This is a genomic window from Enterobacter sp. MGH 33 (assembly GCF_000534535.1).
GTDB classification, from domain to species: Bacteria; Pseudomonadota; Gammaproteobacteria; order Enterobacterales; family Enterobacteriaceae; genus Enterobacter; species Enterobacter hormaechei_C.
Genome location: NZ_KI973212.1, coordinates 2,857,822 through 2,872,020 on the forward strand (window position 1 = coordinate 2,857,822; position 14,199 = coordinate 2,872,020).

A 14,199-nucleotide genomic window follows, 5' to 3' on the forward strand; every position below is an offset into this window, starting at 1 on the left:
ATAGTGGCATGCTATTGGTACTATCGCCTGTCAGATTTTGCTGAAGTAATCAAAAAAGTGCTCAACGTGCTGTACGCACAAAAGGCAACAGTTCATCTATTTTCTTTTCGACGGCTAACGAGCCCGCTGCTATGGCGGCCTCAGCCCGGTGGAAATCAAGGGTAGAGATTTGTGGACAATAGGGTTGAATAAGAATATCCGGAGGATCGCCAGCCATACGGTTTCGCTTCAGGCGATTCTCAAGGATCTGAATAGAGGTCGTCATGATTTCAATGGCGTTCGGCGCGGTCACCGCGCGACGGGCGGTCAGGCGCCCTATTCTGCCGCGTAATCGCGCATGCCAGGCAAGTTTCTCTTCTTCCGCGTCATCGCTCTGAAGATTAACCGGCATCAAATCTTGCTGCATAAGATGTGCGTCGTGCTGTAAATCCACGGCAATAACGATATCCGCCCCCATGGCGCGGGTCAGAGAGATGGGTACAGGATTCACTACGCCCCCATCAACGAGCCAGTAGCCGTTGTGAGGCACAGGCGCCATTAACCCCGGCATGCTACAGGATGCGCGAACGGCGAGATGTATATCCCCTTCGGTGAGCCATAACTCCCTGCCCGTACTGAGGTTGGTTGCAACGGCACCGAAAGGCATTTGGCAGTGGCTGAAGTCAGCGAGGGGCATTATCTTACGAAACTGATTGAACACGCGTTCGCCGCGCAGCAGGCCGCCACGCTGCCAGGAGAGATCCATCAGGCGCAGCACATCCCAGTATCTGAAGGAGCGCACCCAGCTTTCAAGCTCCGGGAGCTTACCGCAGGCGTACGCGGATCCGACCAGCGACCCGATAGAACATCCTGCGACAATATCAACGTCAATCCCCATCTGGTTTAAGGTATTGATAACGCCAATATGTGACCAACCCCGGGCTGCACCTGAGCCCAACGCCAGTCCAATTTTTACCTTTCTCATTAGCCCTGTTTTACTTCCCCTGGATTCCTGACATAGCGTCAACGCACCTGCTCAGTTAACATATTGCTACCTTAAGCGTTTAACGCCTTATTTTTTGTTCCAGGAAGAGAATCGTGTCTCAACTCTGCCCCTGTGGTAGCGCTCTGGAGTATAGCCTATGTTGCCAGCGATATCTTTCTGGCGAGCAGGTTGCACCAGACCCGTCACACCTTATGCGCTCGCGGTATACTGCTTTTGTGATCAAAAACGCAGACTACCTGATTAAAACCTGGCATCCGTCCTGCCATGCTGCCGATTTTCGCCAGGAGATTGAAGCCGGATTTGCCAACACCGTCTGGCTGGGCCTCACCGTCTTTGAAGCCGCTCCCGGCCGCGATGCCAACGAGGGCTATGTCAGTTTTGTCGCCCGCTTTAGCGAACAAAACAAGCCCGGCGCCATCATTGAACGCTCACGGTTCTTAAAGGACAGCGGGCAATGGTATTATATTGACGGCACACGTCCGCAATTCGGTCGTAACGATCCCTGCCCCTGTGGTTCAGGAAAAAAATTTAAAAAGTGTTGCGGCAGTAATGCCTGACAACTCAGACTTCGCAAATACATAAACAGGATTTCCCGGCGATGCAATCATTACAACGTAAAGTTCTGCGCACTATCTGTCCCGATCAAAAAGGGCTGATCGCACGAATTACCAACATTTGCTACAAGCATGAACTGAATATCGTGCAGAACAACGAGTTCGTTGACCACCGTACCGGTCGCTTCTTTATGCGTACCGAACTGGAAGGCATTTTCAACGACACAACCCTGCTTGCCGATCTGGACAGCGCCCTGCCGGAAGGCTCGGTGCGCGAGCTGAACCCGGCGGGCCGTCGCCGCATTGTCATTCTGGTCACCAAAGAGGCACACTGCCTGGGCGATCTGCTGATGAAAGCCAACTACGGTGGCCTGGACGTCGAAATTGCCGCCGTCATTGGCAACCACGAGACGCTGCGTACGCTGGTAGAACGTTTCGACATTCCGTTTGAACTGGTCAGTCACGAAGGCCATACCCGTGAAGAGCACGACAACCTGATGTCAGCTGCGATTGAAGCGCATAACCCGGACTACGTGGTGCTGGCGAAATATATGCGCGTGCTGACGCCATCCTTTGTGGCACGCTTCCCGAACAAAATTATCAACATCCACCACTCCTTCCTGCCAGCCTTTATTGGCGCGCGTCCGTATCACCAGGCATACGAGCGTGGGGTGAAGATCATTGGCGCAACCGCGCACTACGTGAATGACAATCTGGACGAAGGTCCAATCATCATGCAGGACGTGATTCACGTGGATCACACCTATACGGCAGAAGATATGATGCGTGCTGGCCGTGACGTTGAGAAGAATGTACTGAGCCGTGCGCTGTATCAGGTACTTGCTCAGCGCGTCTTTGTGTACGGCAACAGAACGATTATTCTTTAATCCCTCGGAAAATGAATTGATTAGCTTTACGCCTTTACGGATAAAAAGCAGGCAAACAGCTTCATTTTCCTAAAGGAATGCTTTACAGGGGCGTCTCATTTGATATGATGCGCCCCGCTTCCAACAGGAAGCAGGCCAGTTAAAAGTATTACCCCGTGGTGGGGTTCCCGAGCGGCCAAAGGGAGCAGACTGTAAATCTGCCGTCATCGACTTCGAAGGTTCGAATCCTTCCCCCACCACCATCTCCAGCTTTACCTCAAAATATGAATTATCCCTGGTGGGGTTCCCGAGCGGCCAAAGGGAGCAGACTGTAAATCTGCCGTCATCGACTTCGAAGGTTCGAATCCTTCCCCCACCACCATCACTTCCAGATTCTTAAGCACTCACTCAAGCACAATGCTCCATATTTCTCGATGCCGGGAGTAATCCTTCCCTGCCTGTTTTCCCCGGTGGCGCTTCGCTTACCGGGGCTACGAATAGGGTCTGTAGGCCGGGTAAGGCGCAGCCGCCACCCGGCATCCGCACGCCCCCCTGGATCGGGGACAAAAAAAACCCCGCAAATGCGGGGTTGTATTAATACAGCGAATCAGCGACGAGCACGCACAACCTGATATTTGCGCGTCAGGTACTCCACCGGCGCACTCCAGATGTGCACCAGGCGAGAGAACGGGAACAGCACAAACAGGGTCATACCCAGCACCAGGTGAACGCGGAAGATAAACGCCACGCCGTCCAGATGCTCAGAAGCGCCCCCGCGGAAGGTCACGACAGACTGTGCCCATCCCACCAGCTTCATCATTTCGCTGCCGTCCATATGCTGCGCAGAGAACGGAATGGTCAGCAGACCAAGCGCACACTGCACCATCAGCAGGGAGAGGATCAGGATGTCCGCTCCGGTCGTGGTAGCCCGCACGCGTGGGTTGAACAGACGGCGTTTCAGCAGCAACAGACCACCCACCAGGGTCATCACGCCACAGGCGCCGCCGGCAATCATCGCCATCTTCTGCTTCACTTCAATCGGCAGCCACGCTTCGTACATCCAGTGCGGGGTCAGCATCCCCAGGAAGTGGCCGGCGAAAATTCCCAAAATCCCGATGTGGAACAGGTTTGACGCCAGGTTCATCCCTTTACGATCCAGCATCTGGCTGGAGGCAGCACGCCAGGTGTACTGGCCATAGTCATAACGCAGCCAGCTTCCCACCAGGAATACGGTGCCCGCGATATACGGGTAAATGTCAAAGAAGAACATATTCAGGAAGTGCATTAGTGCTGTCCTCCGTTAGAGATATTCAAATATTGCGGAGCCACCGCTCCGGCAAAACGACGCTGATGCGCGGAGATTTCAGATTCGCCACAGCTCTGGTCAGCAAAGAATTTCACCTGCTCTTCTTCCCAGACGGCATCCAGTGCTTGTGGGGTATCGTCACGGGCTTCATCCGCAATTTTTTCCGCCACTTTTTGACTGTCAACCGAGGCGTTAGCCAGTTTCACCAGCAGATCGAACAGGACTGCATAGCTGCTCTCACGTTGCTGGAGACGCGCGCCGAGCAACGCCAGAATGGGAGCAATGTCCTGCAACCCGCCCAGCGCTTCCTCTTTCGGCAACTGCGCCAGATATTCCAGATACAGCGGCAGGTGATCCGGCAGCTCGCGGCTGTCGAGTTGCAAACCGTGCTGCTCGTACTGGCCCATCAGATCCACCATCGCCTGACCACGGTCGCGGGATTCACCGTGAACGTGTTCGAACAGCAGCAGAGACGTGGCACGGCCCCGGTCAAACAGCTGGCTGTAGTCCGCCTGCGCATCAAGAAGATCGCGTGCCAGCAGATCGCGGAGGAAAACGCCCAGCTTCTGGGCATCCTCTTTATCCAGGTTTTCAGATGACGCGAGTGCATCAAAGAGTTCCTGTTGATGCTGCACAAGCGCAGCATCAGGGTACTCGAGCAGACGCGAAACAATGACGAGTTCAATCATTGGTGCGGCTCCGTTTTGCTGGTCACATCCATCGCGTCAATGCGGCGGCTGTTGAACAGGTTGAATTTGCTGTCTGACCCGTGGCAACCGTCGCCAAAGGTAAAGCCACACCCACTTTTCTCCGGGAAGGCCTCGCGAGCCAGTTCACGGTGGCTGCTCGGCACCACGAAACGATCTTCGTAGTTAGCGATTGCCAGATAGCGGTACATCTCCTGCGCCTGCGCCTCGGTCAGGCCGACCTCCTCCAGCGCGCGGGTATCGTTAACGCCGTCAACGGTTTCCGCACGTTTGAAGTGACGCATCGCCAGCATACGTTTCAGCGCCAGCAGTACCGGCTGGGTATCCCCTGCGGTGAGCAGGTTGGCCAGATACTGAACCGGAATACGCAGGCTTTCCACGTCCGGCAGAATGCCGTTGCTACCCAGTTCACCCGCGTCCGCCGCAGACTGAATCGGAGACAGCGGCGGCACGTACCAGACCATCGGCAGCGTGCGGTATTCCGGGTGCAGCGGCAGGGCCAGCTTCCAGTCCATCGCCATTTTGTACACCGGGGACTGCTGTGCGGCGTCAATCACGCTCTGCGGAATACCGTCTTTCAGCGCCTGCTCAATAACCTTCGGATCGTTTGGATCGAGGAAGACGTCCAGCTGACGCTGATACAGATCTTTCTCGTTCTCGGTGCTTGCGGCATTTTCAATCGCGTCCGCGTCGTACAACAGCACGCCGAGGTAGCGGATACGACCTACGCAGCTCTCTGAGCAGACGGTCGGCATACCGGCTTCGATACGCGGGTAGCAGAAGATGCACTTCTCAGACTTACCGCTCTTCCAGTTGAAGTAGATTTTTTTGTACGGGCAGCCGGTGATGCACATACGCCAGCCGCGGCACTTGTCCTGGTCGATCAGCACAATGCCATCTTCTTCACGCTTGTAGATGGCGCCGCTTGGGCAGGTCGCCACGCATGCCGGGTTAAGGCAGTGTTCGCACAGGCGCGGCAGGTACATCATGAAGGTGTTTTCGAACTGGCCGTACATCGCCTTCTGCATGTTCTCGAAGTTCTGGTCTTTGGCGCGTTTTTCGAACTCGCCGCCCAGAATTTCTTCCCAGTTTGGACCGCTGGTAATTTTGTCCATGCGCTGACCGGTGATCAGCGAGCGAGGACGGGCGATCGGCTGGTGTTTGCTTTCCGGCGCGTTGTGCAGGTTCTGGTAGTCGTAATCAAACGGCTCGTAGTAATCATCAATGCCCGGCAGATGCGGGTTAGCGAAGATTTTTCCCAGCAGCATGGCACGGTTACCCATGCGCGGTTGCAGTTTGCCGTTGATTTTACGGATCCAGCCGCCCTTCCACTTCTCCTGGTTTTCCCAGTCGGTCGGGAAGCCAGTGCCCGGCTTACTTTCCACGTTGTTGAACCAGGCGTACTCCATACCTTCACGGCTGGTCCAGACGTTTTTACAGGTGACTGAGCAGGTATGACAGCCGATGCATTTATCCAGATTCAGCACCATGCCGACTTGTGAACGAATTTTCATTTTACGCTCTCCTGTACCTGGTCATTACCTTCGCCATCTAACCAGTTAATATTCTTCATCTTACGTACCACCACGAACTCATCGCGGTTCGATCCTACGGTGCCGTAGTAGTTAAAGCCGTAGGCCAGCTGGGCATAACCACCGATCATGTGGGTCGGCTTCGGCGTAATACGGGTCACGGAGTTGTGAATACCGCCGCGCTGCTCGGTGATCTCAGACCCCGGCAGGTTAACGATACGTTCCTGCGCGTGGTACATCATGGTCATCCCGGCCGGTACACGCTGGCTCACCACCGCACGTGCCGTCAGGGCGCCGTTGCTGTTGAACACTTCGATCCAGTCGTTATCTTCGATACCCAGATCTTTGGCGTCCGCTTCGCTCATCCAGACGATTGGCCCCCCGCGCGACAGCGTCAGCATCAGCAGGTTGTCGCTGTAGGTGGAGTGGATACCCCACTTCTGGTGCGGCGTCAGGAAGTTCAGCGCCTTCTCAGGGTTACCGTTCGATTTCGCGCCCATCACCGCTTTCACGGAGCGGGTGTCGATTGGCGGACGGTAAACCAGCAGGCTTTCACCGAAGTCACGCATCCACTGGTGATCCTGATACAGAGACTGACGGCCAGAAAGCGTGCGCCATGGGATCAGCTCGTGAACGTTGGTGTAGCCGGCGTTATAGGACACATGTTCATCTTCGAGGCCAGACCAGGTCGGGCTGGAGATAATCTTGCGCGGCTGGGCCTGAATATCGCGGAAGCGGATTTTCTCTTCCTCTTTATTCTTCGCCAGGTGCGTGTGGTCACGACCGGTAAACTCGCTCAGGGCCGCCCAGGCTTTCACCGCCACGTGGCCGTTGGTTTCCGGGGCCAGGGTCAGGATCATCTCTGCCGCATCAATTGCCGTGTTCAGCATCGGCTGGCCTTTCGCCGGGCCGTCTGCTTTGGTGTAATTGAGCTTGCGCAGCAGATCCATTTCGCTCTGGGTGTTCCAGGCGATGCCTTTACCGCCGTTACCGATCTTCTCCATCAGCGGGCCGATAGAGGTAAAGCGTTCGTAAGTTGCCGGGTAATCACGTTCAACCGGAATAATGTGCGGCGCGGTTACGCCCGGGATCAGGTCGCACTCGCCTTTTTTCCAGTCCTTCACGTCCAGCGGCTGAGCCAATTCGGCAGCGGAGTCGTGCTGGATTGGCAGCGTCACCACGTCGGTCTCTTTGCCCAGGTGCCCTACACAGACTTCAGAGAATTTCTTCGCGATGTCTTTGTAAATTTCCCAGTCGCTTTTTGATTCCCACGCCGGGTCAACGGCCGCCGACAGCGGATGAATAAACGGATGCATATCCGACGTATTCATGTCGTCTTTTTCGTACCAGGTGGCAGTAGGCAGCACGATGTCGGAGTACAGGCAGGTACTGGACAGACGGAAGTCCAGCGTCACCACCAGATCCAGCTTGCCGTCGAGACCGTTGTCTTTCCACTCCACTTCTTCCGGCTTCACGCCGCCCTGCTTGCCGAGATCTTTCCCCTGAATACCGTTTTCGGTACCGAGCAGGTATTTCAGCATGTACTCGTGGCCTTTACCGGACGAACCCAGCAGGTTAGAGCGCCAGATGAACAGGTTACGCGGATGGTTTTTACCGTTCTCCGGCTGTTCTGCCGCGAAGCGGATTGAGCCGTCTTTGAGGGATTTAACGGTGTAGTCCACCGGTGACATGCCCGCCTGCTTCGCCGCTTCCGCAATACGCAGCGGGTTCGTACCCAGCTGCGGCGCAGACGGCAGCCAGCCCATACGTTCAGCGCGCACGTTGAAGTCAATCAGGTGGCCGCTGTAGCGGGATTTATCCGCCATCGGCGACAGCAGTTCCTGGGCGGTAACCGTCTCGTAGCGCCACTGGCTGGAGTGGTTATAGAAGTAGGAGGTGCTGTTCATGTGACGAGCCGGACGCTGCCAGTCAAGGGCAAACGCCAGCGGTTGCCAGCCGGTCTGCGGACGCAGTTTTTCCTGGCCCACGTAGTGCGCCCAGCCGCCGCCGCTCTGCCCGACGCAGCCGCAGAAGATCAGCATGTTGATCAGGCCGCGATAGTTCATATCGAGGTGATACCAGTGGTTCAGACCGGCACCGACGATGATCATGGAGCGACCGTGGGTTTTGTCGGCGTTTTCCGCAAATTCGCGGGCGATACGGGTGATCTGGGCGCGTGGCACACCGGTGATCTGTTCCGCCCAGGCTGGGGTATAAGCCTTCACGTCATCATAGCTGGTCGCGCAGTTTTCGTCGTTCAGGCCGCGCTCCAGGCCGTAGTTAGCCATGGTCAGATCGTAGACGGTAGTGACCAGAGCAGTAGAACCGTCCGCCAGTTGCAGGCGCTTCACCGGCAGCTTGTGCATCAGAACGTTTTGCAACTCAACCTTGTTGAAGTGCTCGGAACCTTCACCACCAAAGTACGGGAAGCCGACATCGGCGATCTCGTCCTGGCTGCCCAGCATGCTGAGACGCAGCTCCGTCTCCTCACCCGTGGTGCCGTTACGCTGCTCCAGGTTCCATTTGCCTTTTTCGCCCCAGCGGAAGCCGATAGAACCGTTTGGCGCCACCAGCTCGCCGTTGCTGTTGCAGGCGACCGTTTTCCACTCCGGGTTGTTTTCCTGACCCAGCGCGTCCACCAGATCCGCGGCACGCAGCATACGGCCTGCGGCGTAATAGCCGTCACGCTCTTCGAGCATCACCAGCATTGGCATGTCGGTGTAGCGACGCACGTAATCGGTGAAATACTGGCTTGGCTTGTCGAGGTGGAATTCACGCAGCATGACGTGGCCCATCGCCAGCGCCATTGCGGCATCGGTACCCTGTTTCGGCGCCAGCCACAGGTCGCACAGTTTGGCGATTTCGGCGTAGTCCGGGGTCACGGCGACGGTTTTGGTCCCTTTGTAACGTACTTCGGTAAAGAAGTGCGCATCCGGGGTACGGGTCTGCGGAACGTTAGAGCCCCAGGCGATGATGTAGCTGGAGTTATACCAGTCGGCGGACTCCGGCACGTCGGTCTGCTCACCCCAGGTCTGAGGCGACGCTGGCGGCAGGTCGCAGTACCAGTCGTAGAAGCTCAGGCAGGTACCACCGATGAGTGACAGGTAGCGCGCGCCGGAGGCGTAAGAGACCATCGACATCGCCGGGATTGGCGAGAAGCCTGCCACACGGTCAGGACCGTAGGTTTTCACGGTGTAGACGTTGGAAGCCGCAATCAGCTCGTTCACCTCTTTCCAGGAAGAACGAACGAAACCACCGCGACCACGCGCCTGCTTGAAGCTTTTCGCTTTGTCGGCATCTTCAATGATGGAGGCCCAGGCATCAACCGGATCGCTGTGCTGCGCTTTCGCTTCACGCCACATTTTCATCAGGCGTTTACGCATCAGCGGGTATTTCAGACGGTTGGCGCTGTAGAGATACCAGGAGTAGCTGGCCCCACGCGGGCAGCCGCGCGGCTCGTGGTTCGGCATATCCGGACGGGTACGCGGATAATCGGTCTGCTGCATTTCCCAGGTCACCAGACCGTTTTTAACGAAAATCTTCCAGCTACATGAGCCAGTGCAGTTTACGCCGTGGGTAGAACGGACAACTTTGTCATGCTGCCAGCGTTGACGGTAACCGTCTTCCCAGTCCCGGTTGGTATCCAGAACCTGGCCGTGCCCATCGGCAAAAGTTTCACCCTTCTGTTTGAAGTAGCGAAACCGGTCCAAAAATTTGCTCATCGGGTATCTCCTGTGTGGAGCCTGTGGCTCTCTAAATCGACATTGCTGATTTGCAGCGAAGGTAACGCTATGAAAGATGGTGAGAATTGATAACGATCAAGACGAAGGGGGTCTCTGAAGGGGGGTATTAGATCAAATACCACCAAAGCGGTAGCCGTTAATATTTTTTAACTTTATGATTTATATAGATATATTTTATTTATCGTACAATAAGCGAGGCAAAATTTAACATCTTAGGTATTAAGGGGTAGAAACACCTGTAAAGCGATGGCGATCACAGCGTTACCTGCGTATGACCACAGGAAAAGCTATTAGTATGTTGTAACTATTTGGCGATTAAAAAAAGCGCGGCACTCAGGCCGCGCAAACGGATAATCAAGCTTACTTGTTTTTCTTGGTATTACGGCCATATACCAGCCAGGTGATGACCACGCAGGCGATATAGAAGACGAGGAATATTTTCATCGCACCCGCCGGAGAGCCGGTCAGATCCAGTGAGATACCGAACGCTTTTGGAATAAAGAAGCCGCCAATCGCGCCAATCGCAGAGATAAACCCAAGCGCCGCAGCGGTATCAGTGGCGGCTTCACGCATTGCCTGCTCGTCGCTCGCACCCTGCGCTTTGACGCGGTCCATGGTCAGCTTGCGGAAGATGACAGAGATCATCTGGAAAGTAGACGCACTGCCCAGCCCGGCGGTCAGGAACAGCACCATGAATACGCCGAAGAAGGCAAAGAAGTTACCCCCCTCACCACCCGCAGGCAGCGTCAGGAACAGCAGCGCACAGAAGATGGCCATCACAACAAAGTTCACCAGCGTAACGCGCGTTCCCCCCAGACGGTCGGAGATCATCCCGCCCAGCGAACGTGCCAGCGCGCCGATAAACGGACCGAAGAAGGCAAACTGAAGGATCTGCACGTCCGGGAACTGGGTTTTAGACAGCATGGCAAAGCCTGCGGAGAAACCGATGAACGAGCCGAAGGTCGCCAGATACAGCAGCGCCATCACCCACAGGTGGCCACGCTTCAGCACCGGCAGCTGCTCGCTCAGTGACGCTTTGGACGCGGACAGATCGTTCATGAAGAACCACGCCGCCAGGGTAAAGACCACCAGGAACGGTACCCAAATCCAGGAGGCGTTTTGCAGGAACAGCACGGAACCGTCGGGCTGCGTCACACCGCCGCCGCCAAAGGCCGCAAAGATGGAGACAGAGATCGCCAGCGGGGCAATCAGCTGCATCACGCTCACGCCCATGTTACCCAGGCCGCCGTTAATGCCCAGCGCACCGCCCTGCTTCGCTTTCGGGAAGAAGAAGCTGATGTTTGCCATACTGGATGCAAAGTTTGCCCCCGCAAAACCGCACAGCAGAGAGATAATCACGAACACGCTAAACGGTGTGGAGGTATCCTGCACCGCAAAACCGAGCCACACGCACGGTACGATCATGATCCCGGTACTGAAAGCCGTCCAGCGACGACCACCAAAGACCGGCACCATAAACGCATAAGGAACGCGCAGCAGTGCGCCTGAAAGCGACGGCAACGCGGTCAACATAAACAGCTGATCGGTGGTAAAGGTAAAGCCCACTTTTGGCAGGTTAACCGCAACCGCACTGAACAACATCCAGACGCAAAACGCCAGTAACAGACATGGAACGGAAATCCACAGATTACGACTTGCTACACGGTGGCCGCGCTGTTGCCAGAACGCCGGATCCTCTGGACGCCAGTCTGTAATAACGGCACCAGTTTCCCTTTCGGGAGCGGAAGAGTGACTCATAGACACCTCTGATTCTCGAATGATGCTGCAAACATTAGGGCTTTAGGGCGGCGGTAAGTTGATATAAATCAAAGGAAAAGTGGGAGGTTTTGCGGCGAAAAAAAAGCCATCACTCTTAATGAGTAGATGCAAAACGTAAAAAAGGTGTGGTTTTTCACGGTGCTGACGCATCCCTGCTTCGTCCACCCACTAACCGTTACCCCTCTGGCAATTTAGAGGTAATCCTTTATTGGTATGGGTATACTCCAGGGTATGCACCAGAATAGCGCCATTCCTGCAACAGGTCACGTCAGGAGCCCGGCAACTCTATGTTAAAAAGATGTTTATCTCCGCTGACGCTGGTTAACCAGCTGGCGCTTATTGTTCTGCTGTCCACCGCTATCGGCGTGACCGGCATGGCTATTTCTGGCTGGCTGGTACAGGGTGTACAAGGTAACGCGCATGCCATCAACGAGGCAGGCTCGCTACGTATGCAGAGTTACCGGCTACTGGCGTCGGTGCCGCTGACGCAGGCTGACCAGCCGCTTATCGACGAAATGGAGCGTACCGCATTCAGCCCTGAACTGGAAAGAGCCGCCATCCGTGACGGTCAGCAATCTCAGCTTAAGGCGCTTCAGGGCTACTGGCATACCCAGCTGGAGCCAGGATTAAAGCGGGCGGAAGACCGGGAAACGGTCGCCCGGGATATCGCCGGGTTTGTATCACGCATCGATCATCTTGTCTCCTCATTCGATCGCACCACGGAGTTACGCATTGACCGTGTGGTGATGGTTCACCGCGCAATGGCCCTGTTTATGGGTTTGCTGTTGATTTTCACGGTTATCTGGCTGCGCGCGCGGTTGCTAAACCCCTGGAAACAGCTCCTGGCGATGGCCCGCGCCGTCACACAGCGCGATTTTACCCAGCGCACGCACATCAGCGGGCGCAACGAAATGGCGATGCTCGGCGAGGCGCTCAACACCATGTCGGCAGAGTTATCAGAAAGCTACGCGGTACTGGAACAACGCGTCCAGGAGAAAACCGCCGGGCTTGAGCAGAAAAACGAGATCCTCTCTTTCCTCTGGCAGGCGAACCGTCGCCTGCATATGCAGGTCCCGCTTTGCGAACGTCTCTCGCCGGTACTGAACGGCCTGCAAAATCTGACTCTGCTCCGCGATCTTGAGCTTCGGGTTTACGACGTTGAAGATGAGGAAAACCATCAGGAATTTACCTGTCAGTCGGATATCTCCTGCGACGATAAAGGGTGTCATCTGTGCCCGCGCGGCTTGCCGCCGCTTACCACCAGCGGCACGACCCTCAAGTGGCGGCTGATGGACAGCCATACCCAGTACGGTATTTTGCTGGCCACCCTGCCCGCCGGACGTCACCTGAGCCACGACCAGCAGCAGCTGGTCGATACGCTTGTTGAGCAGCTCACGGCCACGCTGGCGCTCGACCGCCACCAGGAGAAACAGCAGCAGCTGATCGTGATGGAGGAGCGTGCCACCATCGCCCGCGAGCTGCACGACTCCATCGCCCAGTCCCTCTCCTGCATGAAGATGCAGGTGAGCTGCCTGCAAATGCAGGATGAAGGCATGCCCGAGAGCAGCAAACAGCTGCTCAGCCAGATCCGCAACGAGCTTAACACCTCGTGGATTCAGCTTCGCGAGCTGCTGACCACCTTCCGTTTGCAGCTCACCGAGCCGGGGCTGCGCCCTGCGCTGGAATCCAGCTGTCAGGAGTTTAGCGCCCGGCTGGGCTTCCCGGTGAAGCTGGATTACCAGCTGCCACCGCGTTTTGTCCCCTCTCACCAGGCGATCCACTTGCTGCAAATTGCCCGCGAAGCCCTGAGCAACGTGCTCAAGCATGCCGAGGCGACGGCCGTCACGGTCACCGTCAGCTGCCAGGATAATCAGGTGAAGCTCAGGGTTCAGGATAACGGCCGCGGCGTGCCGGAAAATGCCGAACGAACGAACCACTATGGTTTAATTATTATGCGAGACCGCGCGCAAAGCCTGCGCGGTGATTGCCAGGTTCGCCGGGGAGAGTCAGGTGGCACCGAAGTTGTGGTCACCTTTATACCCGAAAAGCCCCTCATAACTGCTCAAGGAGAAAACCATGACTAATCAGGAACCGGCATCTATCCTGTTGATTGACGATCATCCGATGCTGCGCACTGGCGTTAAACAGCTTGTCAGCATGGCGCCAGATATCACCGTCGTCGGGGAAGCCAGTAACGGCGAACAGGGTATTGAACTTGCCGAATCGCTCGATCCTGATTTGATCTTGCTCGATCTCAACATGCCGGGCATGAATGGCCTGGAAACCCTCGACAAGCTGCGGGAGAAATCCCTCTCTGGCCGGGTGGTGGTCTTCAGCGTCTCAAACCATGAAGAAGACGTGGTCACCGCCCTCAAGCGAGGGGCAGACGGCTATCTGCTGAAAGATATGGAGCCGGAAGATCTGCTCAAGGCGCTGCAACAGGCTGCCGCAGGTGAGATGGTGCTGAGTGAAGCGTTAACGCCGGTACTGGCCGCCAGCCTGCGTGCGAACCGCGCCACGTCTGATCGTGACGTCAGCCAGTTGACCCCGCGCGAGCGTGACATTCTGAAGCTGATTGCCCAGGGGCTGCCGAACAAAATGATCGCCCGCCGTCTGGACATCACCGAGAGCACGGTCAAAGTGCATGTCAAACACATGCTGAAAAAAATGAAGTTAAAATCCCGCGTCGAAGCCGCCGTCTGGGTGCATCAGGAGCGCATTTTTTAA

10 protein-coding genes and 2 tRNA genes are annotated in these 14,199 nt (G+C 56.1%); 6 read left to right on the plus strand and 6 right to left on the minus strand.

What is annotated here, in order from left to right; all coding sequences use genetic code 11:
- Positions 1-61: 61 nt before the first annotated feature.
- Positions 62-964 carry a patatin-like phospholipase RssA gene (gene rssA, locus L379_RS10620; protein WP_032653830.1) on the minus strand — a complete coding sequence of 301 codons (903 nt, stop codon included), beginning with the start codon at positions 962-964 and terminating at the stop codon, positions 62-64.
- A 113-nt stretch (positions 965-1,077) separates the two neighbouring features.
- On the opposite strand from rssA, the gene L379_RS10615 reads away from it, so the two are divergent.
- The 4 genes from L379_RS10615 to L379_RS10600 all read left to right on the plus strand — a co-directional run bounded on the left by L379_RS10615 (position 1,078) and on the right by L379_RS10600 (position 2,787).
- Positions 1,078-1,542: a YchJ family protein gene (locus L379_RS10615; RefSeq protein ID WP_023303849.1), complete on the plus strand. Its 465-nt coding sequence runs from the start codon at positions 1,078-1,080 to the stop codon at positions 1,540-1,542.
- 41 nt (positions 1,543-1,583) lie between these two features.
- Positions 1,584-2,426, plus strand: coding sequence for a formyltetrahydrofolate deformylase (gene purU, locus L379_RS10610; RefSeq protein ID WP_032653833.1), 843 nt, complete (start codon positions 1,584-1,586; stop codon positions 2,424-2,426).
- Positions 2,427-2,583: 157 nt separating this feature from the next.
- Positions 2,584-2,668: transfer RNA gene (locus L379_RS10605), tRNA-Tyr, on the plus strand.
- Between the two features lie 34 nt (positions 2,669-2,702).
- Positions 2,703-2,787: transfer RNA gene (locus tag L379_RS10600), tRNA-Tyr, on the plus strand.
- A gap of 225 nt (positions 2,788-3,012) precedes the next feature.
- Here L379_RS10600 and narI read toward each other — a convergent pair.
- From narI to L379_RS10575, 5 genes are all read right to left on the minus strand, one after another.
- A complete protein-coding gene (gene narI, locus L379_RS10595; RefSeq protein ID WP_032653835.1) occupies positions 3,013-3,690 on the minus strand; it encodes a respiratory nitrate reductase subunit gamma in 678 nt (225 codons plus the stop codon).
- Positions 3,690-4,400 carry a nitrate reductase molybdenum cofactor assembly chaperone gene (gene narJ, locus L379_RS10590; RefSeq protein ID WP_017384242.1) on the minus strand — a complete coding sequence of 237 codons (711 nt, stop codon included), beginning with the start codon at positions 4,398-4,400 and terminating at the stop codon, positions 3,690-3,692. The genes narI and narJ overlap by 1 nt, the downstream gene beginning before the upstream one ends.
- Complete coding sequence (gene narH / locus L379_RS10585) at positions 4,397-5,932, minus strand: nitrate reductase subunit beta (RefSeq protein ID WP_017384243.1); 1,536 nt, start codon at positions 5,930-5,932, stop codon at positions 4,397-4,399. The genes narJ and narH overlap by 4 nt, the downstream gene beginning before the upstream one ends.
- Positions 5,929-9,672, minus strand: coding sequence for a nitrate reductase subunit alpha (locus L379_RS10580; RefSeq protein WP_032653838.1), 3,744 nt, complete (start codon positions 9,670-9,672; stop codon positions 5,929-5,931). The genes narH and L379_RS10580 overlap by 4 nt, the downstream gene beginning before the upstream one ends.
- A gap of 381 nt (positions 9,673-10,053) precedes the next feature.
- Positions 10,054-11,451: a NarK family nitrate/nitrite MFS transporter gene (locus tag L379_RS10575; protein ID WP_032653841.1), complete on the minus strand. Its 1,398-nt coding sequence runs from the start codon at positions 11,449-11,451 to the stop codon at positions 10,054-10,056.
- Positions 11,452-11,759: 308 nt separating this feature from the next.
- Here L379_RS10575 and narX point away from each other — a divergent pair, with 308 nt between their 5' ends.
- Both narX and narL read left to right on the plus strand, forming a co-directional pair.
- Positions 11,760-13,556, plus strand: coding sequence for a nitrate/nitrite two-component system sensor histidine kinase NarX (gene narX / locus L379_RS10570; RefSeq protein WP_032653844.1), 1,797 nt, complete (start codon positions 11,760-11,762; stop codon positions 13,554-13,556).
- Positions 13,549-14,199: a two-component system response regulator NarL gene (narL, locus tag L379_RS10565; protein ID WP_003856701.1), complete on the plus strand. Its 651-nt coding sequence runs from the start codon at positions 13,549-13,551 to the stop codon at positions 14,197-14,199. Before narX ends, narL begins: the two co-directional genes overlap by 8 nt.

Excerpts from the sequence above, each read along its gene's own strand:
- narX (WP_032653844.1), top strand. The coding sequence starts at position 11,760 with ATGTTAAAAAGATGTTTATCTCCGCTGACGCTGGTTAACCAGCTGGCG.
- L379_RS10575 (WP_032653841.1), bottom strand. The coding sequence starts at position 11,451 with ATGAGTCACTCTTCCGCTCCCGAAAGGGAAACTGGTGCCGTTATTACA.
- rssA (WP_032653830.1), bottom strand. The coding sequence starts at position 964 with ATGAGAAAGGTAAAAATTGGACTGGCGTTGGGCTCAGGTGCAGCCCGG.
- narH (WP_017384243.1), bottom strand. The coding sequence starts at position 5,932 with ATGAAAATTCGTTCACAAGTCGGCATGGTGCTGAATCTGGATAAATGC.
- narI (WP_032653835.1), bottom strand. The coding sequence starts at position 3,690 with ATGCACTTCCTGAATATGTTCTTCTTTGACATTTACCCGTATATCGCG.
- purU (WP_032653833.1), top strand. The coding sequence starts at position 1,584 with ATGCAATCATTACAACGTAAAGTTCTGCGCACTATCTGTCCCGATCAA.
- narJ (WP_017384242.1), bottom strand. The coding sequence starts at position 4,400 with ATGATTGAACTCGTCATTGTTTCGCGTCTGCTCGAGTACCCTGATGCT.
- L379_RS10580 (WP_032653838.1), bottom strand. The coding sequence starts at position 9,672 with ATGAGCAAATTTTTGGACCGGTTTCGCTACTTCAAACAGAAGGGTGAA.
- narL (WP_003856701.1), top strand. The coding sequence starts at position 13,549 with ATGACTAATCAGGAACCGGCATCTATCCTGTTGATTGACGATCATCCG.